The 18,851-nt window shown below is 38.2% G+C and carries 14 protein-coding genes and 1 riboswitch; of the genes, 12 read left to right on the top strand and 2 right to left on the bottom strand.

Annotation, left to right across the window (positions count from 1 at the left end; all coding sequences use genetic code 11):
• Positions 1-51 precede the first annotated feature (51 nt).
• On the top strand, positions 52-471 hold the full coding sequence (locus V6R96_RS00605) for an OsmC family protein (protein WP_111957185.1): 420 nt from the start codon (positions 52-54) through the stop codon (positions 469-471).
• Between the two features lie 59 nt (positions 472-530).
• Here V6R96_RS00605 and V6R96_RS00600 read toward each other — a convergent pair whose 3' ends face one another.
• A complete protein-coding gene (locus tag V6R96_RS00600) occupies positions 531-3,146 on the bottom strand; it encodes an MGH1-like glycoside hydrolase domain-containing protein (RefSeq protein WP_336377696.1) in 2,616 nt (871 codons plus the stop codon).
• A gap of 187 nt (positions 3,147-3,333) precedes the next feature.
• A riboswitch (SAM riboswitch) is annotated at positions 3,334-3,440 on the top strand.
• Positions 3,441-3,497: 57 nt separating this feature from the next.
• Here V6R96_RS00600 and V6R96_RS00595 point away from each other — a divergent pair.
• The 7 genes from V6R96_RS00595 (at position 3,498) to metF (ending at position 13,147) form a co-directional block, all read left to right on the top strand.
• The gene (locus V6R96_RS00595; protein WP_336377695.1) at positions 3,498-4,436 is read left to right on the top strand and encodes an alpha/beta fold hydrolase; all 939 of its coding nucleotides are present in this window, start codon (positions 3,498-3,500) and stop codon (positions 4,434-4,436) included.
• Position 4,437: 1 nt separating this feature from the next.
• The gene (locus V6R96_RS00590; protein ID WP_336377694.1) at positions 4,438-5,976 is read left to right on the top strand and encodes an ACT domain-containing protein; all 1,539 of its coding nucleotides are present in this window, start codon (positions 4,438-4,440) and stop codon (positions 5,974-5,976) included.
• 92 nt (positions 5,977-6,068) lie between these two features.
• Positions 6,069-7,229, top strand: coding sequence for an O-succinylhomoserine sulfhydrylase (locus V6R96_RS00585; protein WP_111957194.1), 1,161 nt, complete (start codon positions 6,069-6,071; stop codon positions 7,227-7,229).
• Positions 7,230-7,282: 53 nt separating this feature from the next.
• Positions 7,283-8,293 (top strand): homocysteine S-methyltransferase family protein, encoded by a 1,011-nt coding sequence (locus V6R96_RS00580; protein WP_111957427.1) that lies wholly within the window; start codon positions 7,283-7,285, stop codon positions 8,291-8,293.
• A gap of 83 nt (positions 8,294-8,376) precedes the next feature.
• Positions 8,377-9,468: a fatty acid desaturase gene (locus V6R96_RS00575; RefSeq protein WP_336377693.1), complete on the top strand. Its 1,092-nt coding sequence runs from the start codon at positions 8,377-8,379 to the stop codon at positions 9,466-9,468.
• A 6-nt stretch (positions 9,469-9,474) separates the two neighbouring features.
• Positions 9,475-12,135, top strand: coding sequence for a methionine synthase (metH, locus tag V6R96_RS00570; protein ID WP_336377692.1), 2,661 nt, complete (start codon positions 9,475-9,477; stop codon positions 12,133-12,135).
• 52 nt (positions 12,136-12,187) lie between these two features.
• Positions 12,188-13,147: a methylenetetrahydrofolate reductase [NAD(P)H] gene (gene metF, locus V6R96_RS00565; protein WP_111957203.1), complete on the top strand. Its 960-nt coding sequence runs from the start codon at positions 12,188-12,190 to the stop codon at positions 13,145-13,147.
• Between the two features lie 51 nt (positions 13,148-13,198).
• Here metF and V6R96_RS00560 read toward each other — a convergent pair whose 3' ends face one another.
• Positions 13,199-14,353 (bottom strand): hypothetical protein, encoded by a 1,155-nt coding sequence (locus V6R96_RS00560; protein ID WP_336377691.1) that lies wholly within the window; start codon positions 14,351-14,353, stop codon positions 13,199-13,201.
• 90 nt (positions 14,354-14,443) lie between these two features.
• Here V6R96_RS00560 and folE point away from each other — a divergent pair, with 90 nt between their 5' ends.
• From folE to V6R96_RS00540, 4 genes are all read left to right on the top strand, one after another.
• On the top strand, positions 14,444-15,112 hold the full coding sequence (gene folE / locus V6R96_RS00555) for a GTP cyclohydrolase I FolE (RefSeq protein ID WP_047376638.1): 669 nt from the start codon (positions 14,444-14,446) through the stop codon (positions 15,110-15,112).
• Between the two features lie 3 nt (positions 15,113-15,115).
• A complete protein-coding gene (locus V6R96_RS00550) occupies positions 15,116-15,547 on the top strand; it encodes a DinB family protein (RefSeq protein ID WP_336377690.1) in 432 nt (143 codons plus the stop codon).
• A gap of 121 nt (positions 15,548-15,668) precedes the next feature.
• On the top strand, positions 15,669-17,135 hold the full coding sequence (cysS, locus tag V6R96_RS00545; RefSeq protein ID WP_336377689.1) for a cysteine--tRNA ligase: 1,467 nt from the start codon (positions 15,669-15,671) through the stop codon (positions 17,133-17,135).
• Positions 17,136-17,625: 490 nt separating this feature from the next.
• Entirely contained in the window at positions 17,626-18,792 is a 1,167-nt protein-coding gene (locus V6R96_RS00540; protein ID WP_336377688.1) for a T9SS type A sorting domain-containing protein, read from the top strand.
• Positions 18,793-18,851 lie beyond the last annotated feature (59 nt).

Below are 18,851 nucleotides of genomic sequence, written 5' to 3'. Positions count from 1 at the left end.
TTTTATATTTGAATAAGAATATTGAAAAATACTGAAATATAAATCCGTACAATGAAAATAACACTCAACAGAATAAACGACGACTTTTTATTTGAATGTACCAATTCCCAGGGGAATTCAATTCTTCTGGACAATACCTCACAGCCTGGAGCTAAAGGGGTTTCCCCAATGGAAAGTGTACTTATGGCCGTAGCCGGATGCAGTGGAATAGACGTAGTGGCTATCCTGAAAAAACAGCGTCAGGAAATCACAGGTTTCCAGGCAGAAGTAGAAGGAGAAAGAGTTCCTGTAGAAGATGCAAAGCCATTTAAATCTATCAAAGTAAAATTTCTTTTAGAAGGGAACATAGATCCTAAAAAGGCATTAAAAGCAGCCCAGCTGTCTTTTGAAAAATACTGTTCCGTATCAAAAACTCTGGAACCGAATGTAGAAATCGGATATGAAGTTTTGGTGAACGGAGAGAAAGTTTAAATATTTTTTAATTGACTATATAAATGTAGCGGCCGGCCCAAATGGGCCGGCCGCTACATTTATATAGTCATTCTAGGTTTCATAAGCTTGGCAACTGTTGCCGTCCATCCTGTCTGGTGGGAGGCTCCTACGCCCCGGCCGTTGTCTCCATGGAAATATTCAAAGAAAGTAATATAATCTTTAAAATGTTCATCATAGTTAAACTTGGCATTACCTCCGTTAAAAGGTCTCTGCCCATCTTCATCCTTTAAAAACAGCGAACATAATCTTTTGCTGATATTCTGTGCCACTTCATCCAGGTTTTTTTTCTCACCACTTCCGGTAGGGAATTCTACCTTTAAGCTGTTGCCATAATAAAAATGAAAACGCTGTAAACTTTCCACGATCAGGAAATTGATTGGAAACCAGATAGGTCCTCTCCAGTTACTGTTGCCACCGAACATCCGGCTATCACTTTCTGCAGGCGTATAATACACTACATTTTCCGTTCCGTGAACTGAGAATACAAACGGATTTTCCTCATATACTTTTGACATGGCACGGATCCCATAGGAGCTCAGAAATTCGTTCTCATCAAGCATCCTTCTCAAAACCTTTGTCAGTCTGTTCTTACGCAAAATGCTCATCAGGTGCTTTCTGCCTTGTCCTTCCTCGTCCCAGTGGGAAACCAGCTTCGTAAGTTCAGGTTTGTTTTTTAATACCCAGTCCATTCTTGCCTGAAAATTAGGCATTTTTTCCAGTAATTTATGATCTACAATTTCTACGGCAAACATCGGGATTAATCCTACGATGCTTCTCAATTTTAAAGAAACACTATCCCCGTTACCAAGCTGCAGCACGTCATAGAAAAAGCCGTCCTCTTCATTCCATAAACCTTCCTTGCCTTCACCCAGATTTTCCATAGCTTCTGCGATATACAGATAATGTTCAAAAAACTTGATGGCCATATCTTCGTATACCTGATAGTACTGAGCAAGCTCCATAGCAATCCGCATCATATTAAGAGCGTACATAGCCATCCAGCTTGTTCCGTCAGCCTGTTCAAGATGTTGCCCATCCTTCAGCTCCATATTACGGTCAAAAGCACCAATGTTATCCAGACCAAGGAATCCGCCGCCAAAAATATTGTTACCGCTTTTATCCTTTCGATTCACCCACCATGTAAAATTCAGAAGGAGTTTCTGGAAAACCTTTTCAAGGAATAAAAGATCAGGTTTGCCATTTTGCTTTTCATCAATCTTAAAAACACGGAAGCATGACCATGCATGTACCGGTGGATTTACGTCGCTCAGGTTCCATTCATAAGCAGGCAGCTGCCCATTCGGATGCATATACCATTCCTTTGTTAAAAGCAGAAGCTGCCCTTTGGCAAACTCTCCGTCGATGATAGAAAAAGGAACGCAGTGAAACGCCAGATCCCACGTTGCATACCAAGGGTATTCCCATTTATCAGGCATGGAAATGATATCCTTATTGTGAAGATGGTTCCATTCCGTATTTCTAACATATTCATTGAAGTTTCTGGGAGCTTCGTAGTTCGGATCGCCCTTCAGCCACTTTCCTACATTATAATGATAGAACTGTTTGTTCCAAAGAAGCCCTGCAAACGCCTGCCGTTGAACATTCCTTTCATCCTCATTCGTCGTTTCGCTCTGAATCTCATTGTAGAACTCATCCGTCTCGGCAATTCTGGTATTGAAGATCTCATCAAATTGATCAAAAGGTTCATCTGTTTCATCGGGACATAGCCTGAAATCAAAAATTTTGGACTGTCCCGCTCCAATCATTTCATCAATAATAAAAGATGCTTTGGTACCCCTTTTTTCAGGATTTACCGTATTACTTCCATAAATGATATGATCATTTATTCCATCTTTAAAATAGGTGTTTCCCGGATAAGGAGCTCCATATAATTTTGGGGTATTGGTTTCATTTTCACAGAAAGTACTTTTAGCCGCAAGATTTCTTGAATAGAGTTTTTTGATCGAAATGCTGTCGTGATTAATATCAATACATCCGTCATAGGAAGCATTCATTTGGCCCTTATATGTATTGTAACCCCATTTCCAGTTATTTCGGAACCAGGCGGTTGGAGCTATAACGATGGGAGCATCCTGCCGGCTTCTGTTGTGAACTGTTACTCTTGCAAGAATATCATTGTGGTCTCCCTTACAATATTCAATGAAAATATCGAAATATTCATCGTTATTAAAAATTCCCGTATCAAATATCTCATATTCAGGTTCCTTTTTGCTTCTCCTACCATTTTCTGCAACAAGATCATCGTAAGGAAATGCATTGATCGGATATTTATACACCATTTTCATATAGCTGTGGGTAGGTGTATTATCTAAGTAATAAAAGAGTTCTTTGATATCCTCTCCGTGATTACCCTGAGGATTGCTTAAACCAAAAAAGCGCTCTTTTACAATTTTATCTTTTTTGTTCCAAAAGGAAAAGGCAAAACAGAAAATCTGCTTTACATCGGAGATTCCAGCGATCCCTTCCTCGCCCCATCGGTAGGCATAACTTTCTGCATTATTATGGTTGGCGTAATGCCAGGCATTTCCGTTCGGGCTGTAGTCTTCGCGTACATTTCCCCATTGCCGGTTGCTGACGTATGGACCCCAGTTTTTCCATTTAGAATCTTGTAATCTTTCTTTTTCAACAGTCATATTTCATCACTTTTCAAGTACGAAGTTAGTTTTTTTGAAAAATAATTCCAATTCCTTCCGCCTGAAGAATTATTAACATAGCCTTGAAACACTTATTATTACACGGTTTTTTAATATTAAATATTTTTTCTTTTAAAATTTAAAAGAAAAGACTTATCTTTGCCGAGCGTTCATTCAAATATTGAAAATGTTATCAAGAAAGGTTGAGGGATTAGACCCTATGAAACCTTAGCAACCCTTTGTGCAAGCAGAGAAGGTGCTACGTTCTACCAATTTATTTTGGACAGATAACTTACTGAAGTTCTTTTCAGCCATTCCTGTGGCATTTTCAATTGTATTAAAATAATAGAATTGAAAACAGAACTAAACTATATTAATCTTTCGTATCGTACCTATTCCCAGAAGGAATACCATATCCCGTTGACTTATCAGATCTTCGGGAAAGACTTGTTTACAGCACCTGTTATATTGGTAAATCATGCTTTAACCGGAAATTCAAATGTTTCCGGTGAAAAAGGATGGTGGAAAAAGCTGATCGGTGAAAATCAGGTTATTGATACGACTCAATATACCGTTCTGTGTTTCAATATTCCCGGAAACGGATATGATCATTTTTTAATTGACGAATACGAAGACTTCACGCCTTCAGATATTGCAGAAATATTCCTGAAAGGGCTTGAAGCTTTACATATCAAAAATCTGTATGCCATTATCGGAGGTTCACTCGGAGGAGGGATTGCGTGGGAAATGCTTGCCAAGCAACCACAGTTGGCGGAGATCTTCATTCCTATTGCCTGCGATTTTAAAACGCACGACTGGCTTCATGCGCAGTGTCTGGTTCAGAAATTTTTACTGAACGGAAATGATGAGCCCCTGCAGAAAGCAAGAATTCATGCTATGCTGTGTTACAGAACACCTCAGTCCTTAAATGACAGATTTCAAAATAGATACGATCAAAAAAATCAGCGGTTAGAGTCCGAAGATTGGCTGGTTTATCACGGAAATTCATTAAACGAAAGATTTAGTTTAAAATCCTATAAACTGATGAATCACTTGCTGATGAATATGAACACTGAAGAAGAGCAGTTAACAAAAATCAGTGCCCGAATGCACTTAATTGCAGTAGATACAGATTTATTTTTTCCCGCTTCAGAAATTCGAATGTGCTTTGATCAGCTGAAAGAGAAAAAGAAAGAGGTTTTCTATCATGAAATACAGTCAATTCACGGGCATGATGCCTTCCTAATGGAATACGAACAATTAAATACTATCATAAAAAATATTTTGTAGAATGAGAAATGCTAACGAAATAAAGTTTTTAAAGAACAGATCAATCATCAAATTTGAAGGAGAAGATTTCCTGGGTGAAATCGGGATCGACGGAAGAATTTTTAAAGCGCTTACTTTGGCGCGCATCAGTGTAGGAGTGATCTCCCAACAGGCTATTGAAAACGGAATATCTATTCTGGTAAATGAGGCCGATGCAGAAAAAGCAGTGACTTGCCTGATCGATGAGTTTGAAGCAGAAAGGAAATCAGGAAAGGTTTCACAGATTTACAGCATCAATAATGTTTCCGTACTTGGGTTTGTGGCGGAAGATTTCAATAAAGTACTTGCAGAATTAGCCAGAAATAATGTCTTTCCACTTCTTCTCAACCAGGTTGCGGCCGAAAAGAGAGTGAATATTGTCGTTACCTCTTCCCAGGATGAGAAAACGAAGAATATCATTGAATCCGAAATTTTCAAAAAGCCTAAGACCGTTCACTTGGCAATCATTGGTCACGGAAATGTAGGCAAGACTTTAATAGAGCAGGTTTTACAATCTTCTGAAGAAATCAAAAGACGTAAAAAAATAGATCTTAAAGTGGTTGCAGTAGCCAATTCAAGAAAAATTGCATTCAATAAAAAAGGTTTTAATACAAATTGGAATGATGAGGTTTTAACAGCAGAACATCCGTCAAATGTTGAGGAATTAATCAACTTCTCAAAAGAAAACCAGCTGGAAAACCTGATCGTGGTAGATAATACGGCAAGCAAAGATTTTGTGAAAAATTACCATGCACTGGCTGAAAACGGTTTTGATCTGGTTTCATCCAACAAAATTTTCAATACTCTTCCAATAGAAGAATACCGTAAACTAAGATATACGTTGAGCAAAAATAACAGACGTTATCTCTATGAAACCAATGTAGGAGCAGGCCTTCCATTGATTGATACCATAAAACTATTACACCTTTCAGGAGAAAATATTACCAGAATAAAAGGAGTATTCTCCGGATCATTGAGCTATATTTTTAATAATTTCTCTGTGAGAAACGATAAATTCTCAACCATTATTGGAGAGGCGATGGAAAAAGGATATACAGAACCCGATCCGCGTGAAGACCTTTCCGGAAATGATGTCGCAAGGAAACTTCTGATTCTGGCCAGGGAATTAGATCTGATCAATGAATTCCAGGATATCAATATTCAAAATTTAATTCCTGAAAACCTTTTGTCCGTAGATAAAAACGAATTTATCTCAAGACTGGATGAGCTGGATGAAGAATATCGGAAAATTAAAGAGGGCCAGGAGCCAGGACATGTGCTTCGTTATGTGGGCGATCTTCATGGCGATCTTCAGAAAGACAAAGGTCAGCTTGATGTGAAATTGGTTTCTGTACCGGGTACCTCTGCATTAGGTCAGCTGAAAGGTTCAGATTCTATTTTTGAGATCTATACAGAAAGCTATGGCGAAAACCCAATCGTGATCATGGGAGCCGGAGCCGGGGCCCAAGTAACAGCAAGAGGAGTTTTCGGAGATATTTTAAGAGTAAGTGAAACGAAATAATAATTTAATATAACAATTTAACAATGTACTAATTTACCAATGATCTCATTGTTACATTGTTAAACTGATACATTGCTACATTTTAAAACTATATGGAAAATTTTGAAACATCAGCGATAAGAACCCAGACTGAAAGAACCCAGTTTGATGAACATACAACACCATTATATCTTACATCCAGTTTTATATTTCAGGATGCAGAAGATATGAGAGCAAGCTTCGCTGAAGAAAAACCTAAAAACCTGTACAGCCGTTTTTCAAACCCTAATGTGACAGAGTTCACTGATAAGATTGCAATAATGGAAGGCGCAGAAGCCGGGTATGCATTTGCAACGGGAATGGCTGCCATTTATTCAACATTTGCGGCTTTATTGAATGCCGGTGATCATATTGTCAGCTGCCAGTCGGTGTTCGGATCTACACATACCTTGTTTACCAAGTATTTCCCGAAATGGAATATCGAAACCACTTATTTTAAAGCTGGAGATGCGGAAAATGTAGAGCAGTATATTAAGCCTAATACAAAAATTTTGTATCTCGAAACTCCAACCAATCCGGCTATTGAGATTCTGGATCTGGAGTTTTTTGGGCAGATTGCAAAAAAACATAACCTAATCTTTATTGTAGATAACTGCTTTGCAACGCCTTATCTGCAACAGCCCATTAAATACGGGGCAGATGTTGTTGTACATTCTGCAACAAAACTTATTGACGGCCAGGGAAGAGTATTAGGTGGAGTAGCTGTAGGAAAAGCCGACCTTATAAGAGAGATTTATCTTTTTGCAAGAAATACCGGACCGGCGATGTCACCTTTCAATGCGTGGGTATTGTCAAAAAGTCTTGAAACATTGGCTATCCGTGTTGAAAAACATTGTGAGAATGCCTTGAAGGTGGCTGAGTTTTTAGAGAGCCATCCCAATGTAGAATTGGTAAAATATCCTTTCCTGAAATCCCATCCAAGTTATGAAATTGCTAAAAAACAGATGAAGTTGGGTGGAAATATCGTAGCTTTTGAAATTAAAGGCGGAATAGAAGGGGGAAGAAACTTCCTGGATAAAATAAAATTGTGCTCGCTTTCTGCCAATTTAGGAGATACAAGAACGATTGTAACCCATCCGGCATCAACTACCCATTCAAAACTGACCGATGAGGAAAGAAACGAAGTAGGTATTACCGCAGGTCTGGTACGCTGTTCGGTAGGTCTTGAGCATGTGGATGATATCATAGCAGATTTAAAGCAAGCCCTGGATTAATTCAATATATGTTTAATGAAATAACTTAAATGGCTTCAGCCAAAATTTATACAATGAAAAATTCAGAACAACTATACCAGGCAATATCCGAGAGAATATTAATTCTTGACGGCGCCATGGGAACTATGCTTCAGCGTTACAAGTTTGAAGAAGAAGATTATCGTGGCGAACGTTTCAAAGACTGGGAACATCCGGTAAAAGGAAATAACGATCTGCTTTCTTTGACCCAGCCTCAGGCAATTGAAGAAGTTCATAAAAAATATCTGGAAGCAGGAGCTGATATTATCGAAACCAACACTTTCTCAGGAACAACAATCGCTATGGCAGATTATCATATGGAAGAATTGGTGTACGAACTGAATTACGAATCAGCAAAAATCGCAAGAAAAGCCTGTGATGAGTTTACCGCTAAGAATCCCGACAAACCAAGATTTGTAGCAGGGTCAATTGGTCCAACCAACAGAACGGCAAGCTTAAGTCCGGATGTAAATGATCCGGGATACAGAGCAATCACTTTTGAAGGATTAAGACTAGCCTACAAACAACAGTGTGAAGCTTTGCTTGATGGTGGTTCGGACATTCTTCTGGTAGAAACCATCTTCGATACCCTGAATGCAAAAGCAGCTCTTTTCGCGATTGATGAGATTCAGGAAGAAAGGAATATAAAAATTCCAATCATGGTTTCCGGTACCATTACAGATGCTTCAGGAAGAACTTTGAGTGGACAGACGGCAGAGGCATTCCTGATCTCAGTATCACATTTAAATTTGCTGAGTGTCGGTTTCAACTGTGCCCTTGGTGCTGATCAGCTGACGCCGTATCTGGAAACATTAGCCCATAATTCAGAATTTTATGTTTCAGCCTATCCGAATGCCGGACTTCCGAATGCTTTCGGAAAATATGATGAGACACCGGAAGATATGGCAAGACAGATTAAAGAATATGTAGAGAAGGGATTGATCAATATTATAGGCGGATGCTGCGGAACCACGCCGGACCACATCAAAGCCATTGCAGATCTGGTAGCAGAATATGCTCCAAGAAAATTGAAAAAATTTGCATGATTTAATAGATTTTTTTAATTAAAATATGGAGTAAGTGCTTGATTATAAATGTTATCTTTAAATGAGTCACAAAATTTAACATTATGGAAAAGCCAAGTTACTTGAAAAATTCAGAGGATATAAGACTTTTTAATGAACTGAGAAAGAAAGTGAATCAGCGTTTAGAACAAATTCCCGAAAACAGGGACATCTATATTCAGATCAAAGCGGTTATTCTGCCTTTGGTCTATTTTGCGTTGTATTTCTTTGCTTTATTTAATGCTGACAAACCCTGGATATATATCGGAAGCTTTGTTTTAATGGGAATCTCCTTGGTACTTATTTATTTAAACCTGATCCATGAAGCAGCTCACAATAACATTTATAAAAGTAAAAGACTGAACTTGCTGGTACTGCATATTTTTGACTTTGTAGGAGCGAATTCATACATCTGGAAAAAGAGGCATATTGCCAGTCATCATGCCTACCCGAATGTGGATGGATGGGATACGGATATAGAGCAGAGCGGTCTGCTTTTAATAGTTCCATGGGTTAAGGCAAAAGGTGTGCAGAAATTCCAGCACAGGTTTTTCTTCCTGGTATACCCTCTTTACCTGTTCAATTGGATGTTTATCAGGGATTTCAGAGATTTTTTTGATAAAGAAAGAGTAATTTTAAAGACCCAGGGTTCCATTCCCTTCGTTGAAAAAATAAAAATGGTCATTTACAAGCTGTTCTATTTCTTTTATCAGATCGTAGTGCCTATCCTGTTCTTTAAAGTATCCATAGGCTTGGCTTTAGGAGCATGGGGCCTTCAGATCATTGCGGCGAGCATTTTTGCGCTCTTTGTATTATTGCCTCTGCATCCGCTTCCTGATAATGCTTTCCCAAAACTGGATTCAAAGAATGGGCTTCCGTTCAGCTGGCTCAGTCACCAGTTTGAGGTAACCAATGATTTAAAAGAAAATAACTGGCTGGTGAGAAATATTTTGGGGAATTTTAATTTTCATGTGGCCCATCATCTTTTTCCGAATTACAGCTATATGTATTATAACGAGATCACAGAAGAGATCGAAGAATTTGCAAAAGAACACAACTTAGCTTATAAAAGATTTCCAATTTTTACTGCTTTAGGCAAGCATGTAGATCTGCTGCGGCAGAATGCAAACAACGCCTATTATATTTTAGAAGAATAAAAATTAATGAAATATTTAAGATTGTCGGGCCTTGAGCCTCTTATTATAACGCCGGAAAGTAATTTCATCAATGTTGGTGAGAGAACCAATGTTGCCGGCTCCAAAAAATTTTTAAGACTGATCAAAGAGGAGAAATTCTCTGAAGCACTTGATATTGCCCGCCATCAGGTAGAAGGTGGCGCACAGATTCTTGATGTCAATTTCGATGACGGATTAATCGATGGAAAAGCTTCTATGATCAAATTTCTGAATTTAATTGCTTCAGAACCTGATATCTCAAGAATTCCCATCATGATTGACTCTTCCAAATGGGAGATCCTGGAAGCCGGCCTTCAGGTGGCACAGGGTAAATGTGTCGTCAATTCCATCAGTCTCAAGGGTGGTGAAGAAGAATTTATCAAGCAGGCCAAAGCCGTAAAAAGATACGGTGCTGCAGTCATTGTAATGGCATTTGATGAATCAGGACAGGCAGACAATTATGATCGCAGGCTTGAGATTTCAAAACGGTCGTATGATATTTTGGTTAATCAAGTTGGTTTTCCTGCTGAAGACATTATTTTCGACCTGAATATTTTCCCTGTGGCAACAGGAATGGAAGAACATAGAAGAAACGCTATCGATTTCATTGAAGCCACCAAATGGGTAAGACAGAATCTTCCCTATGCTTCTGTAAGTGGTGGTGTAAGTAATGTTTCGTTTTCATTCCGTGGAAATGATACCGTAAGAGAAGCCATGCACTCCGTATTCCTTTACCATGCCATTCAGGCCGGAATGAATATTGGTATTGTGAACCCTTCCATGCTGGAAGTATATGATGAGATCAATAAAGAGCTTCTGGAGCTTGTGGAAGATGTGATCCTTGATAAAAGAGAGGATGCTACAGAAAGACTTCTGGAGTATTCCGAAAAAAATAAATCCGTCAAAAAAGAAATCGTTGAAGATCTCGAATGGCGAACAAGGCCTTTACAGGATAGAATTACCCATGCTTTGGTAAAAGGAATCGACCGTTTTATTGAAGAAGATGTAGAAGAGGCCAGAAAACAGGCCGCAAAACCATTGCATGTTATTGAAGTTAATCTTATGACCGGAATGGGCGTTGTGGGAGACCTTTTCGGAAGTGGGAAAATGTTCCTTCCACAGGTGGTAAAATCTGCAAGGGTAATGAAAAGAGCAGTGGCATATCTGCAGCCTTTTATTGAAGCCGAAAAAGACGGCACAAGGCCAGCTAACGGAAAAATTCTGATGGCGACGGTAAAAGGTGATGTTCATGATATTGGAAAAAACATCGTAAGTGTGGTATTGGGCTGTAACAATTATGAAATTGTAGACCTTGGAGTTATGGTGCCTGCAGAGAAAATTATTCAGACGGCTATCGAACAGAAAGTTGATGTTATCGGATTAAGCGGATTGATCACACCAAGTCTTGATGAGATGGTATATATCGCTTCTGAATTGGAAAGACAAAACCTTAATTTTCCTCTGTTGATTGGCGGTGCAACCACATCAAAAGCCCACACCGCTGTGAAAATCGATTTAAAATATAAAAATGCAGTAGTTCACGTTAATGATGCCTCAAGGGCGGTAAACGTAGTGAGCTCCTTGTTAGGCGACAGAAACAAAGATTATGTTTCAGACTTGAAAGACGAATACTCTGATTTCCGTGAGAAGTTTCTGAACAGACAAATTGATAAAGACTATGTTTCCATTGAAGAAGCTAGAAAGAATCATTTCAGCATTGATTGGGAAAACGAGGATATTTTTACGCCGAATAATTTAGGTGTAACCGTAATAGAAGATCAGGATCTGAATGAATTACTTCCGTTTGTTGACTGGTCGCCATTCTTCAGAAGCTGGGACCTTCACGGGAAATATCCGAATATTTTAGAAGATGAGGTGGTAGGAGCCCAGGCTAAAGAATTGTTTAAAGATGCCCAGGTTATTTTAAAAAGAATCCTTGATGAAAAACTGCTGAAAGCAAAAGCCATCTTCGGAATTTTCAAGGCCAACTCCAATGATACTGATGATATCTTAATCTTTGACGAAAATAATGAAGAACAGGCCAGATTCTTAACCTTAAGACAACAGGCTCAGCGTTCAAAAGGAAAAGAATATTTAGCATTAAGTGACTTTATTGCCCCTCAGGCTTCCGGTAAAACAGATTATGTAGGAGCTTTCTGTGTAACTACAGGCTTCGGTACAGACGAACTTGCAGAAGAATATGAAAAAGCCAATGATGATTACAATGCCATCATGGTAAAAGCTTTGGCTGACAGATTCGCAGAAGCTTTTGCAGAATTTTTACATAAAAAAGTAAGAACAGAATATTGGGGCTATGCCAACCAGGAAAATTTAAGCAATGAAGATCTGATCGCAGAAAAATACAAAGGAGTCCGTCCTGCACCCGGATATCCCGCATGTCCGGACCACCTGGAAAAGAAGACCATCTGGGATCTTTTAAAAGTAGAAGAGAACACCGGAGTTTTTCTTACCGAAAGTCTGGCAATGTTCCCAACGGCCTCCGTTTCCGGATATTATTTCGGAAGCCCGCATGCTAAATATTTTGGCCTTGGAAAAATAACCGAAGACCAGCTAAAAGATTATGCAGAAAGAAGAGGCTGTAGCATTCAGGAAGCAAGAAAGTGGTTGTCACCCAATTTAGCAGATTAAAAAATATCAACAGGCACTTCTTTAAAAGCTAAAAATATAACTAAACTATAAAATGAAGATCACTGAACACATAAAAAATGCAAATGGCAAAACCTTATTCTCTTTAGAAGTGGTTCCGCCCCAAAAGGGGATCGGAATTGAAGATCTGTATACCAACATAGATCCGCTTATGGAGTTTAAGCCCCCTTTTATAGATGTAACTACCTCAAGGGAAGAATATATTTATATTGATAAAGGAAATGGGCTGATGGAACGCCGGATCACCAGAATGCGTCCCGGAACCTTAGGTATTTGTGCCGCCATCCAGCATAAATATAATGTAGATACCGTTCCCCATCTCCTTTGCGGAGGCTTCACCAAAGAAGAAACCGAATATCTTCTGGTAGATTGTATGTACCTGGGAATAGACAATATAATGGCCCTGAGAGGCGATGCCATGAAAGGGCATCAATACTTTGAGCCAACACCGGGAGGTCATGCCAGTGCTATGGATCTCGTTCATCAGATTAATGATCTGGGAAGAGGAAAATACCTCCACAATGATGAGAAGGCTTGTGATGAGCTTAATAAATTCTGCATAGGAGTAGCCGGTTATCCGGAAAAACATATGGAAGCACCTTCCATGAATTATGACCTGAAATGGCTGAAAGAAAAAGTAGATGCCGGAGCAGATTATATCGTTACTCAAATGTTTTTTGACAATAAAAGATTTATTGAATTTGTGACGAAGGCCAGAGAAATGGGAATTACCGTTCCTATTATCCCGGGAATTAAACCTATTGCGACCAAAAAGCACCTGAAGATCCTGCCACAGGTTTTCAAAATAGATCTTCCTGAAGAGCTGATCAACGAAGTGGAAAATGCTAAAAATAATGAAGCGGTAAAACAGATCGGGATCGAGTGGGCTATTGCCCAATGCAAAGAATTGCTTGATTTTGGAGTTCCTGTGTTGCACTTTTACTCCATGGGAAAAAGTGATAATATTAAAAAAGTAGCCGGAGAGCTATTCTAATAGAGTATCAAAAATGAAAGGAGCCCTGCTATCAATAGCAGGGTTTTTTATTTAAAGGATAGGATGTCTTTCAAACTCTCTAGTGCGGTCAAATAAATACCGGTATGTAGCCAGTTTTCTGGTCACAGTCGTGTCAAGACTCTCAGCTATTTTTATCATTTTAGGATTAAAATCTCCGATCCACTGGAGCTCCGTAGTTTTAAAATCCGTATGCTTTCTCAGGTGCTGCGTTCCTTCCCAGATCATATAGCCGTCAATACCTTTCTTCTGCCATTCCGGAACAACACCAAATACCAGTCCCACCATTTTTTCATTCTTTTTGAATTGCTTTATCCACAAAAATTTAAGCTTTTCAACAATCCCGAATTTACCGTTCAGATATTTGAACCACTGGTTCACATCCGGAAGATTCATCCACATGGCAATCGGTTTTTGATTTTCATACACAAACCAGGAAATATGCTCATTGATGATAGGTTTCATGGTTCTGAACATTTTGAGGACCTTTGCTTCTTCCAGCTGCTTGCCTTCGCCATGGACAGCCCATGCCTGATTATATATTTCTGTAAAATCTTTTGCAAACTTAGGTAGATCATTCTTTTTCATCGGTCTTGCAGAGATGGCCGGGTTTCTGCTGTGCTTGGTATGCATTAGGGTAAAGATCCTTGAAACCTCTGCAAAAATCGGTCTTGAAAAACAGAGCTGTTCAAAATATACTTTGAAGCCATAATTTTCAAACAGGTCTTTGTAATATGGAAAATTGTAATTCATTCCGAAAAGCGGTTCAGCAAAACCTTCCGTCAGAAGTCCCCAGAACTTATCCCGTTCCCCGAAATTAATAGGACCGTCCATAGCTTCCATGCCTCTTTCCTGAAGCCAGTGTTTGCAGTGGTCAAAAATAAAATCCGCTGTTTTCTGATCATTGATACAGTCGAAAAAACCAATTCCGCCGGTGGGTTGTTTCTGCTCATAAAGAGTAGACATGAACACGGCCACTTTCCCTACTATTTCATTCTCTTTGTTTTTAAATAAGAACCGGGCACATTCGCCATTCACGAAAGATTTATTCTTTTCAGGATCAAAAATCTCTTCGATGTCCTGATTTCTGGGTCTTATATAGCTTTTGTCATGCCGGTAAAGTTGGGCAGGAAATTCTAAAAATTTCTTTTTCTGGTTGTCACTCTGTACTTCTTCGACAATAATCATAAGGCTAAGTTGAGAAAGGATAATGTTTTTCGTCCAAAATGAAATTGATGAACAGATTTTATCCGTATTTTTGTTGCAAATTAAATAAAAATGGTTGATTTTACCGATAACGACGATGATATTTTCACAGGAAAAGAACATACGCCTATTAGGAAAGATGCTTTTGATAAATCGCCACAGGAAAAAATAGAAAAAATTACCGAACTTTTCGGTGAGATTATGGAAACACTGGGGATGGATATGACGGATGATTCTTTAAAAGATTCACCAAGGCGTGTTGCCAAAATGTATGTTAATGAAATTTTTGGAGGGCTTCTTCCTGAAAATAAGCCGGGAATTTCCACGTTCTCCAATAAATATAAATACCGCCAGATGCTGGTGGAAAAAGATATTACGGTATATTCTTTCTGCGAACACCACTTTCTGCCGATCATCGGAAGAGCACATGTTGCCTATATTTCAAACGGCGAAGTGATTGGCCTTTCCAAGATCAACAGAATTGTGGATTATTATGCAAAAAGACCACAGGTTCAGGAAAGACTGACCATGCAGATCGTAGATGCCCTGAAAGAAGCATTGGGTACAAAAGATGTAGCCTGTATTATTGATGCCAAGCATTTATGCGTCAACTGCAGAGGAATAAAAGATACAGCAAGTTCTACCATTACGGCAGAATTGAGTGGTATTTTCAGAACCAACCCGATCACCAGACAGGAATTCCTGCATTATGTGGGAAGTCATGCTAAACTTGATTATTAATAAATGGACTATCAGATTCTAAAAAATATTGTTAATGCCGAACTTCAGAGATTTGAAACAATTTCAGAAGAAGAATGGTCCTATAAAATTTCACCGGAAAAGTGGTCCAAAAAAGAAATTTTAGGCCATCTTTGCGATAGTGCTCTTACCAATATCAGAAGATTTGTGGTAACACAATACAAAGAAAATGATACTATTGTATACGATCAGGACTTTTGGGTAAAAGCGCAGAATTATCAGGATATTCCGGTTTCGGAAGTGATCAGCCTTTGGAAATCTTTGAATTTTCAGATTGTTCATACTGTGGAAAATATTCCTGACGAAGCTTTGAAAAGAACTTGTGATACAACAAAAACAGTTCCTCAAACCTTTACTTTGGAATACATTATTCAGGATTATATTGATCATCTGCAATATCACTTAAAAGCAATTTAATAATGGTAATATTTAAAAAAGTTTCAAATAAAATTTTTCTCACGACAATTATCTGTTGTGGTTAGAATTATTTTAACTAATTTTTAAATCCTTTAATCATTGAATCTTTTAACTTAAAAAAATGCAATTAAAACTATATAACTCCCTTACAGGAGAAAAAGAAATATTTAAACCAATTTTAAAAGGAAACGTCGGAATGTATGTCTGCGGACCTACCGTGTACAGCAATGTGCATTTGGGAAATGTAAGAACATTTCTTTCCTTTGATTTTATATACCGTACCCTGATGCATTTGGGGTACAAAGTAAGATATGTCAGGAATATTACAGATGCAGGCCATCTTACAGACGATGGGAACGTAGATAACGACAGATTCGTAAAACAGACGCGTCTTGAAAAGTTGGAACCCATGGAAATCGTACAGAAATATACGGTCGATTTTCACAAAGTGTTGGAAATGTTCAACCTATTGCCTCCCAATATTGAGCCGACAGCGACAGGCCACATCGTGGAGCAGATCGAATTGACCCAGAAACTTATTGAAAGAGGTTTTGCCTATGAAAGCAACGGTTCCGTATATTTTGATGTTCTGGAATACAATAAAAGAGGATTGAATTACGGTGAACTTTCAAAACGTAATATCGAAGAGCTTTTTGCCAATACCCGTGATCTTGACGGCCAGGGCGAAAAGAAGAATCCACAGGATTTTGCACTATGGAAAAAAGCATCTCCTGCTCACATTATGAGATGGAATTCTCCTTGGGGTGAAGGTTTCCCGGGATGGCACCTTGAATGTACTGCCATGAGCACGAAATATTTAGGCGAAAAATTCGATATCCATGGTGGTGGAATGGACTTGAAATTCCCGCACCATGAATGCGAAATCGCACAGGGGAAGGCTTGCAATGATACGGCTCCGGTTAATTACTGGATGCATGCCAATATGCTGACGATGAATTCTCAGCGTATGAGTAAATCGACGGGGAACTATATCCTTCCGATGCAATTGGTTACAGGGGAAAACGATTTCTTTGAAAAACCTTTCCATCCTTCTATTGTGCGTTTCTGCTTCCTGCAGGCACATTACAGAAGCGTGCTGGATATTTCAAACGATGCGATGATGGCCAGTGAAAAAGGTTTCATCAGATTAATGGAGGCTGTTAAAGTATTAAATTCGATTACTCCGGATAATGAAAAACGGTCTGAATTCAATCTTCAGGAATGGAAAAATAAATGTTACGATGCTTTAAATGATGATTTCAATTCTCCGATCCTAATTGCTCATTTATTTGAAGCTGTGAAATATATTTTTGCTTTAAATGATGGTAAAGAAACAATCTCTGTTGAGGATCTTGAAGATTTAAAGTCAACATTACATGCCTTTATATTTGACGTTTTAGGACTTCAGAGTATCGAAGAAAATAATAACGAAAAACTCGATCAAACTTTAAAAGTTTTAATAGAGCTGAGAAATCAGGCAAGAAAATCAAAAAACTTCGACCTTTCAGACCAGATCAGAGATAAGCTGCTTGCTGAAGGCATTGAATTAAAAGACGGAAGAGACGGAACAACTTACGTTCTGAATTAACCTAAAATACATAAGTACAGCTCCCGCTGATGACGTGGATTCTGCAGACAAATCTGTTGCAATCCGTGTGATCGACGGGAGTTCTTTTTTTGCTGAAGTCGGGCAATCCTACTTTTACGATTAACTGCTGGTATAATTTTTTGCAGATTTTACTTATTTGTGTTTTCTTGAAATTTAAATCGCTGACTCTACTTATGTCAGCGAAGCTGGCAATCTTTGCTTCTTTAAAATATACAGCTTAATGATCAATCTTTACGTTAAAAAAACACTACTATCACAAATTGTTTTCACTAATACTACCCATGCTACTGTCAGTGTTATTGGTGAAATTTGTGTTTAAAAGAAAAAAAAAATAATTTATCAGAACTTCAACGTTTAGATTGAATGATTATAAATATTATGTAAATGATATTATTTTTTTATGATTCAATTTGTAAATTGTGTAACTTAGTTATAAATAAAATGATCACGAATCTAAATTCTACATTGTATGAAAAAACATTTATTCCCTCTTTTCCTGCTTGTGTTTGGTGCTAATGTCCAGGCGCAGCAGGACTTTTTTGCTATTGCCGGAAAAGATACTTCCAGCATAGTTTTCAGTGATTTCCGTGCCATGGATGCGGTAAGCGGTGCTTCCGGAGAAAAATTGTTTTCGGCGGATACTGCGGTAAACGTATTTTCTCAGGAAAGAAAAGGTCAGGTATCTGAGGATAAGAATTCCTACAGCCACTCCCAGGCAGTTACCATGGCGGCTCTGGCTTATGATCCTTTGAACAATAATTTGGTGTATATGCCGATGTTTTCATCAAATATTTATGTTTTGAATGCCAAGACTAAAGAAATTACTTTGGTAGAAAATACCGTGGCAAGAGTAACTTCCTGTGATATCAATTCCCACATCACAAGAATGACTACAGGATATGACGGAAATATTTATGCTCTTAATAACGCAGGAACACAGCTGCTTCAAATCAGCAGAAAAGGAAGTCAGTATACAGTCAGTGACCTTGGGATTATTAAGGATGATGCTTCCAATGGGAAAAATTCATTTACGGCTATTGAAACGGGTTTCGGAGGTGACATGATTGCAGATGCTGAAAATAATTTTTATGTTTTTTCAGCTTCAGGAAATGTTTTTAAGGTAATTACAAAAGAATTGAAAGCCAAATTTGTAGGTAAAATATCCGGTATTCCTGAAAATTATTCAGTGAATGGATCTGCTGTCAATGCTAAAGGAAAAGTAATTATTGCAAGTGCCAAAGGAGACAGTTTATATGAAGTAGATTTGTTAACCCTGCAAGCGAAGGTTCTTTCCGGTGGAGAAAAACCTCATATTTATGATCTTGCAAGCAGATATTTTGCCAATGACAGAACTTCTTCGGTAAATACATTAGCTAATATTGATATCTACCCGACCAGAGTAGATGAACACTTTATCAACATTAGTGTAAATGATAAAGCTGTAAAAGGAAATTTAAAACTTAGTGTTTTTGATATTTCCGGGAAAAATGTAACGGAACAGAATCTATCTGTAAAAGATGGCTCGCTCAATCAGCAGGTTTATCTCAAAAATTTAGTCAATGGAGCTTATATTGTAAGCATTACAAATGAATCCGGTAAAGTAATATTAAGTAAAAAAATTATTGTTACAGAATAAAAGCTTAGATAATTGATATAATTCCATTTAACTCTAATAAAATATAAAGCCTTTTCAAG

The sequence above is a fragment of the Chryseobacterium sp. CCNWLW53 genome, assembly GCF_037083525.1.
Lineage (GTDB): Bacteria > Bacteroidota > Bacteroidia > Flavobacteriales > Weeksellaceae > Chryseobacterium > Chryseobacterium lathyri.
The sequence above is the reverse complement of the archived record's forward strand: the minus strand, read 5'-3'. Positions and strand labels throughout refer to the sequence as shown.

What these genes read in the sequence shown, in the direction of transcription:
- V6R96_RS00605 (WP_111957185.1), top strand. Translation starts at nt 52, where the DNA reads ATGAAAATAACACTCAACAGAATAAACGACGACTTTTTATTTGAATGT.
- V6R96_RS00600 (WP_336377696.1), bottom strand. Translation starts at nt 3,146, where the DNA reads ATGACTGTTGAAAAAGAAAGATTACAAGATTCTAAATGGAAAAACTGG.
- V6R96_RS00590 (WP_336377694.1), top strand. Translation starts at nt 4,438, where the DNA reads ATGAGAAATGCTAACGAAATAAAGTTTTTAAAGAACAGATCAATCATC.
- V6R96_RS00585 (WP_111957194.1), top strand. Translation starts at nt 6,069, where the DNA reads ATGGAAAATTTTGAAACATCAGCGATAAGAACCCAGACTGAAAGAACC.
- V6R96_RS00580 (WP_111957427.1), top strand. Translation starts at nt 7,283, where the DNA reads ATGAAAAATTCAGAACAACTATACCAGGCAATATCCGAGAGAATATTA.
- V6R96_RS00575 (WP_336377693.1), top strand. Translation starts at nt 8,377, where the DNA reads ATGGAAAAGCCAAGTTACTTGAAAAATTCAGAGGATATAAGACTTTTT.
- metH (WP_336377692.1), top strand. Translation starts at nt 9,475, where the DNA reads ATGAAATATTTAAGATTGTCGGGCCTTGAGCCTCTTATTATAACGCCG.
- metF (WP_111957203.1), top strand. Translation starts at nt 12,188, where the DNA reads ATGAAGATCACTGAACACATAAAAAATGCAAATGGCAAAACCTTATTC.
- V6R96_RS00560 (WP_336377691.1), bottom strand. Translation starts at nt 14,353, where the DNA reads ATGATTATTGTCGAAGAAGTACAGAGTGACAACCAGAAAAAGAAATTT.
- folE (WP_047376638.1), top strand. Translation starts at nt 14,444, where the DNA reads ATGGTTGATTTTACCGATAACGACGATGATATTTTCACAGGAAAAGAA.
- V6R96_RS00550 (WP_336377690.1), top strand. Translation starts at nt 15,116, where the DNA reads ATGGACTATCAGATTCTAAAAAATATTGTTAATGCCGAACTTCAGAGA.
- cysS (WP_336377689.1), top strand. Translation starts at nt 15,669, where the DNA reads ATGCAATTAAAACTATATAACTCCCTTACAGGAGAAAAAGAAATATTT.
- V6R96_RS00540 (WP_336377688.1), top strand. Translation starts at nt 17,626, where the DNA reads ATGAAAAAACATTTATTCCCTCTTTTCCTGCTTGTGTTTGGTGCTAAT.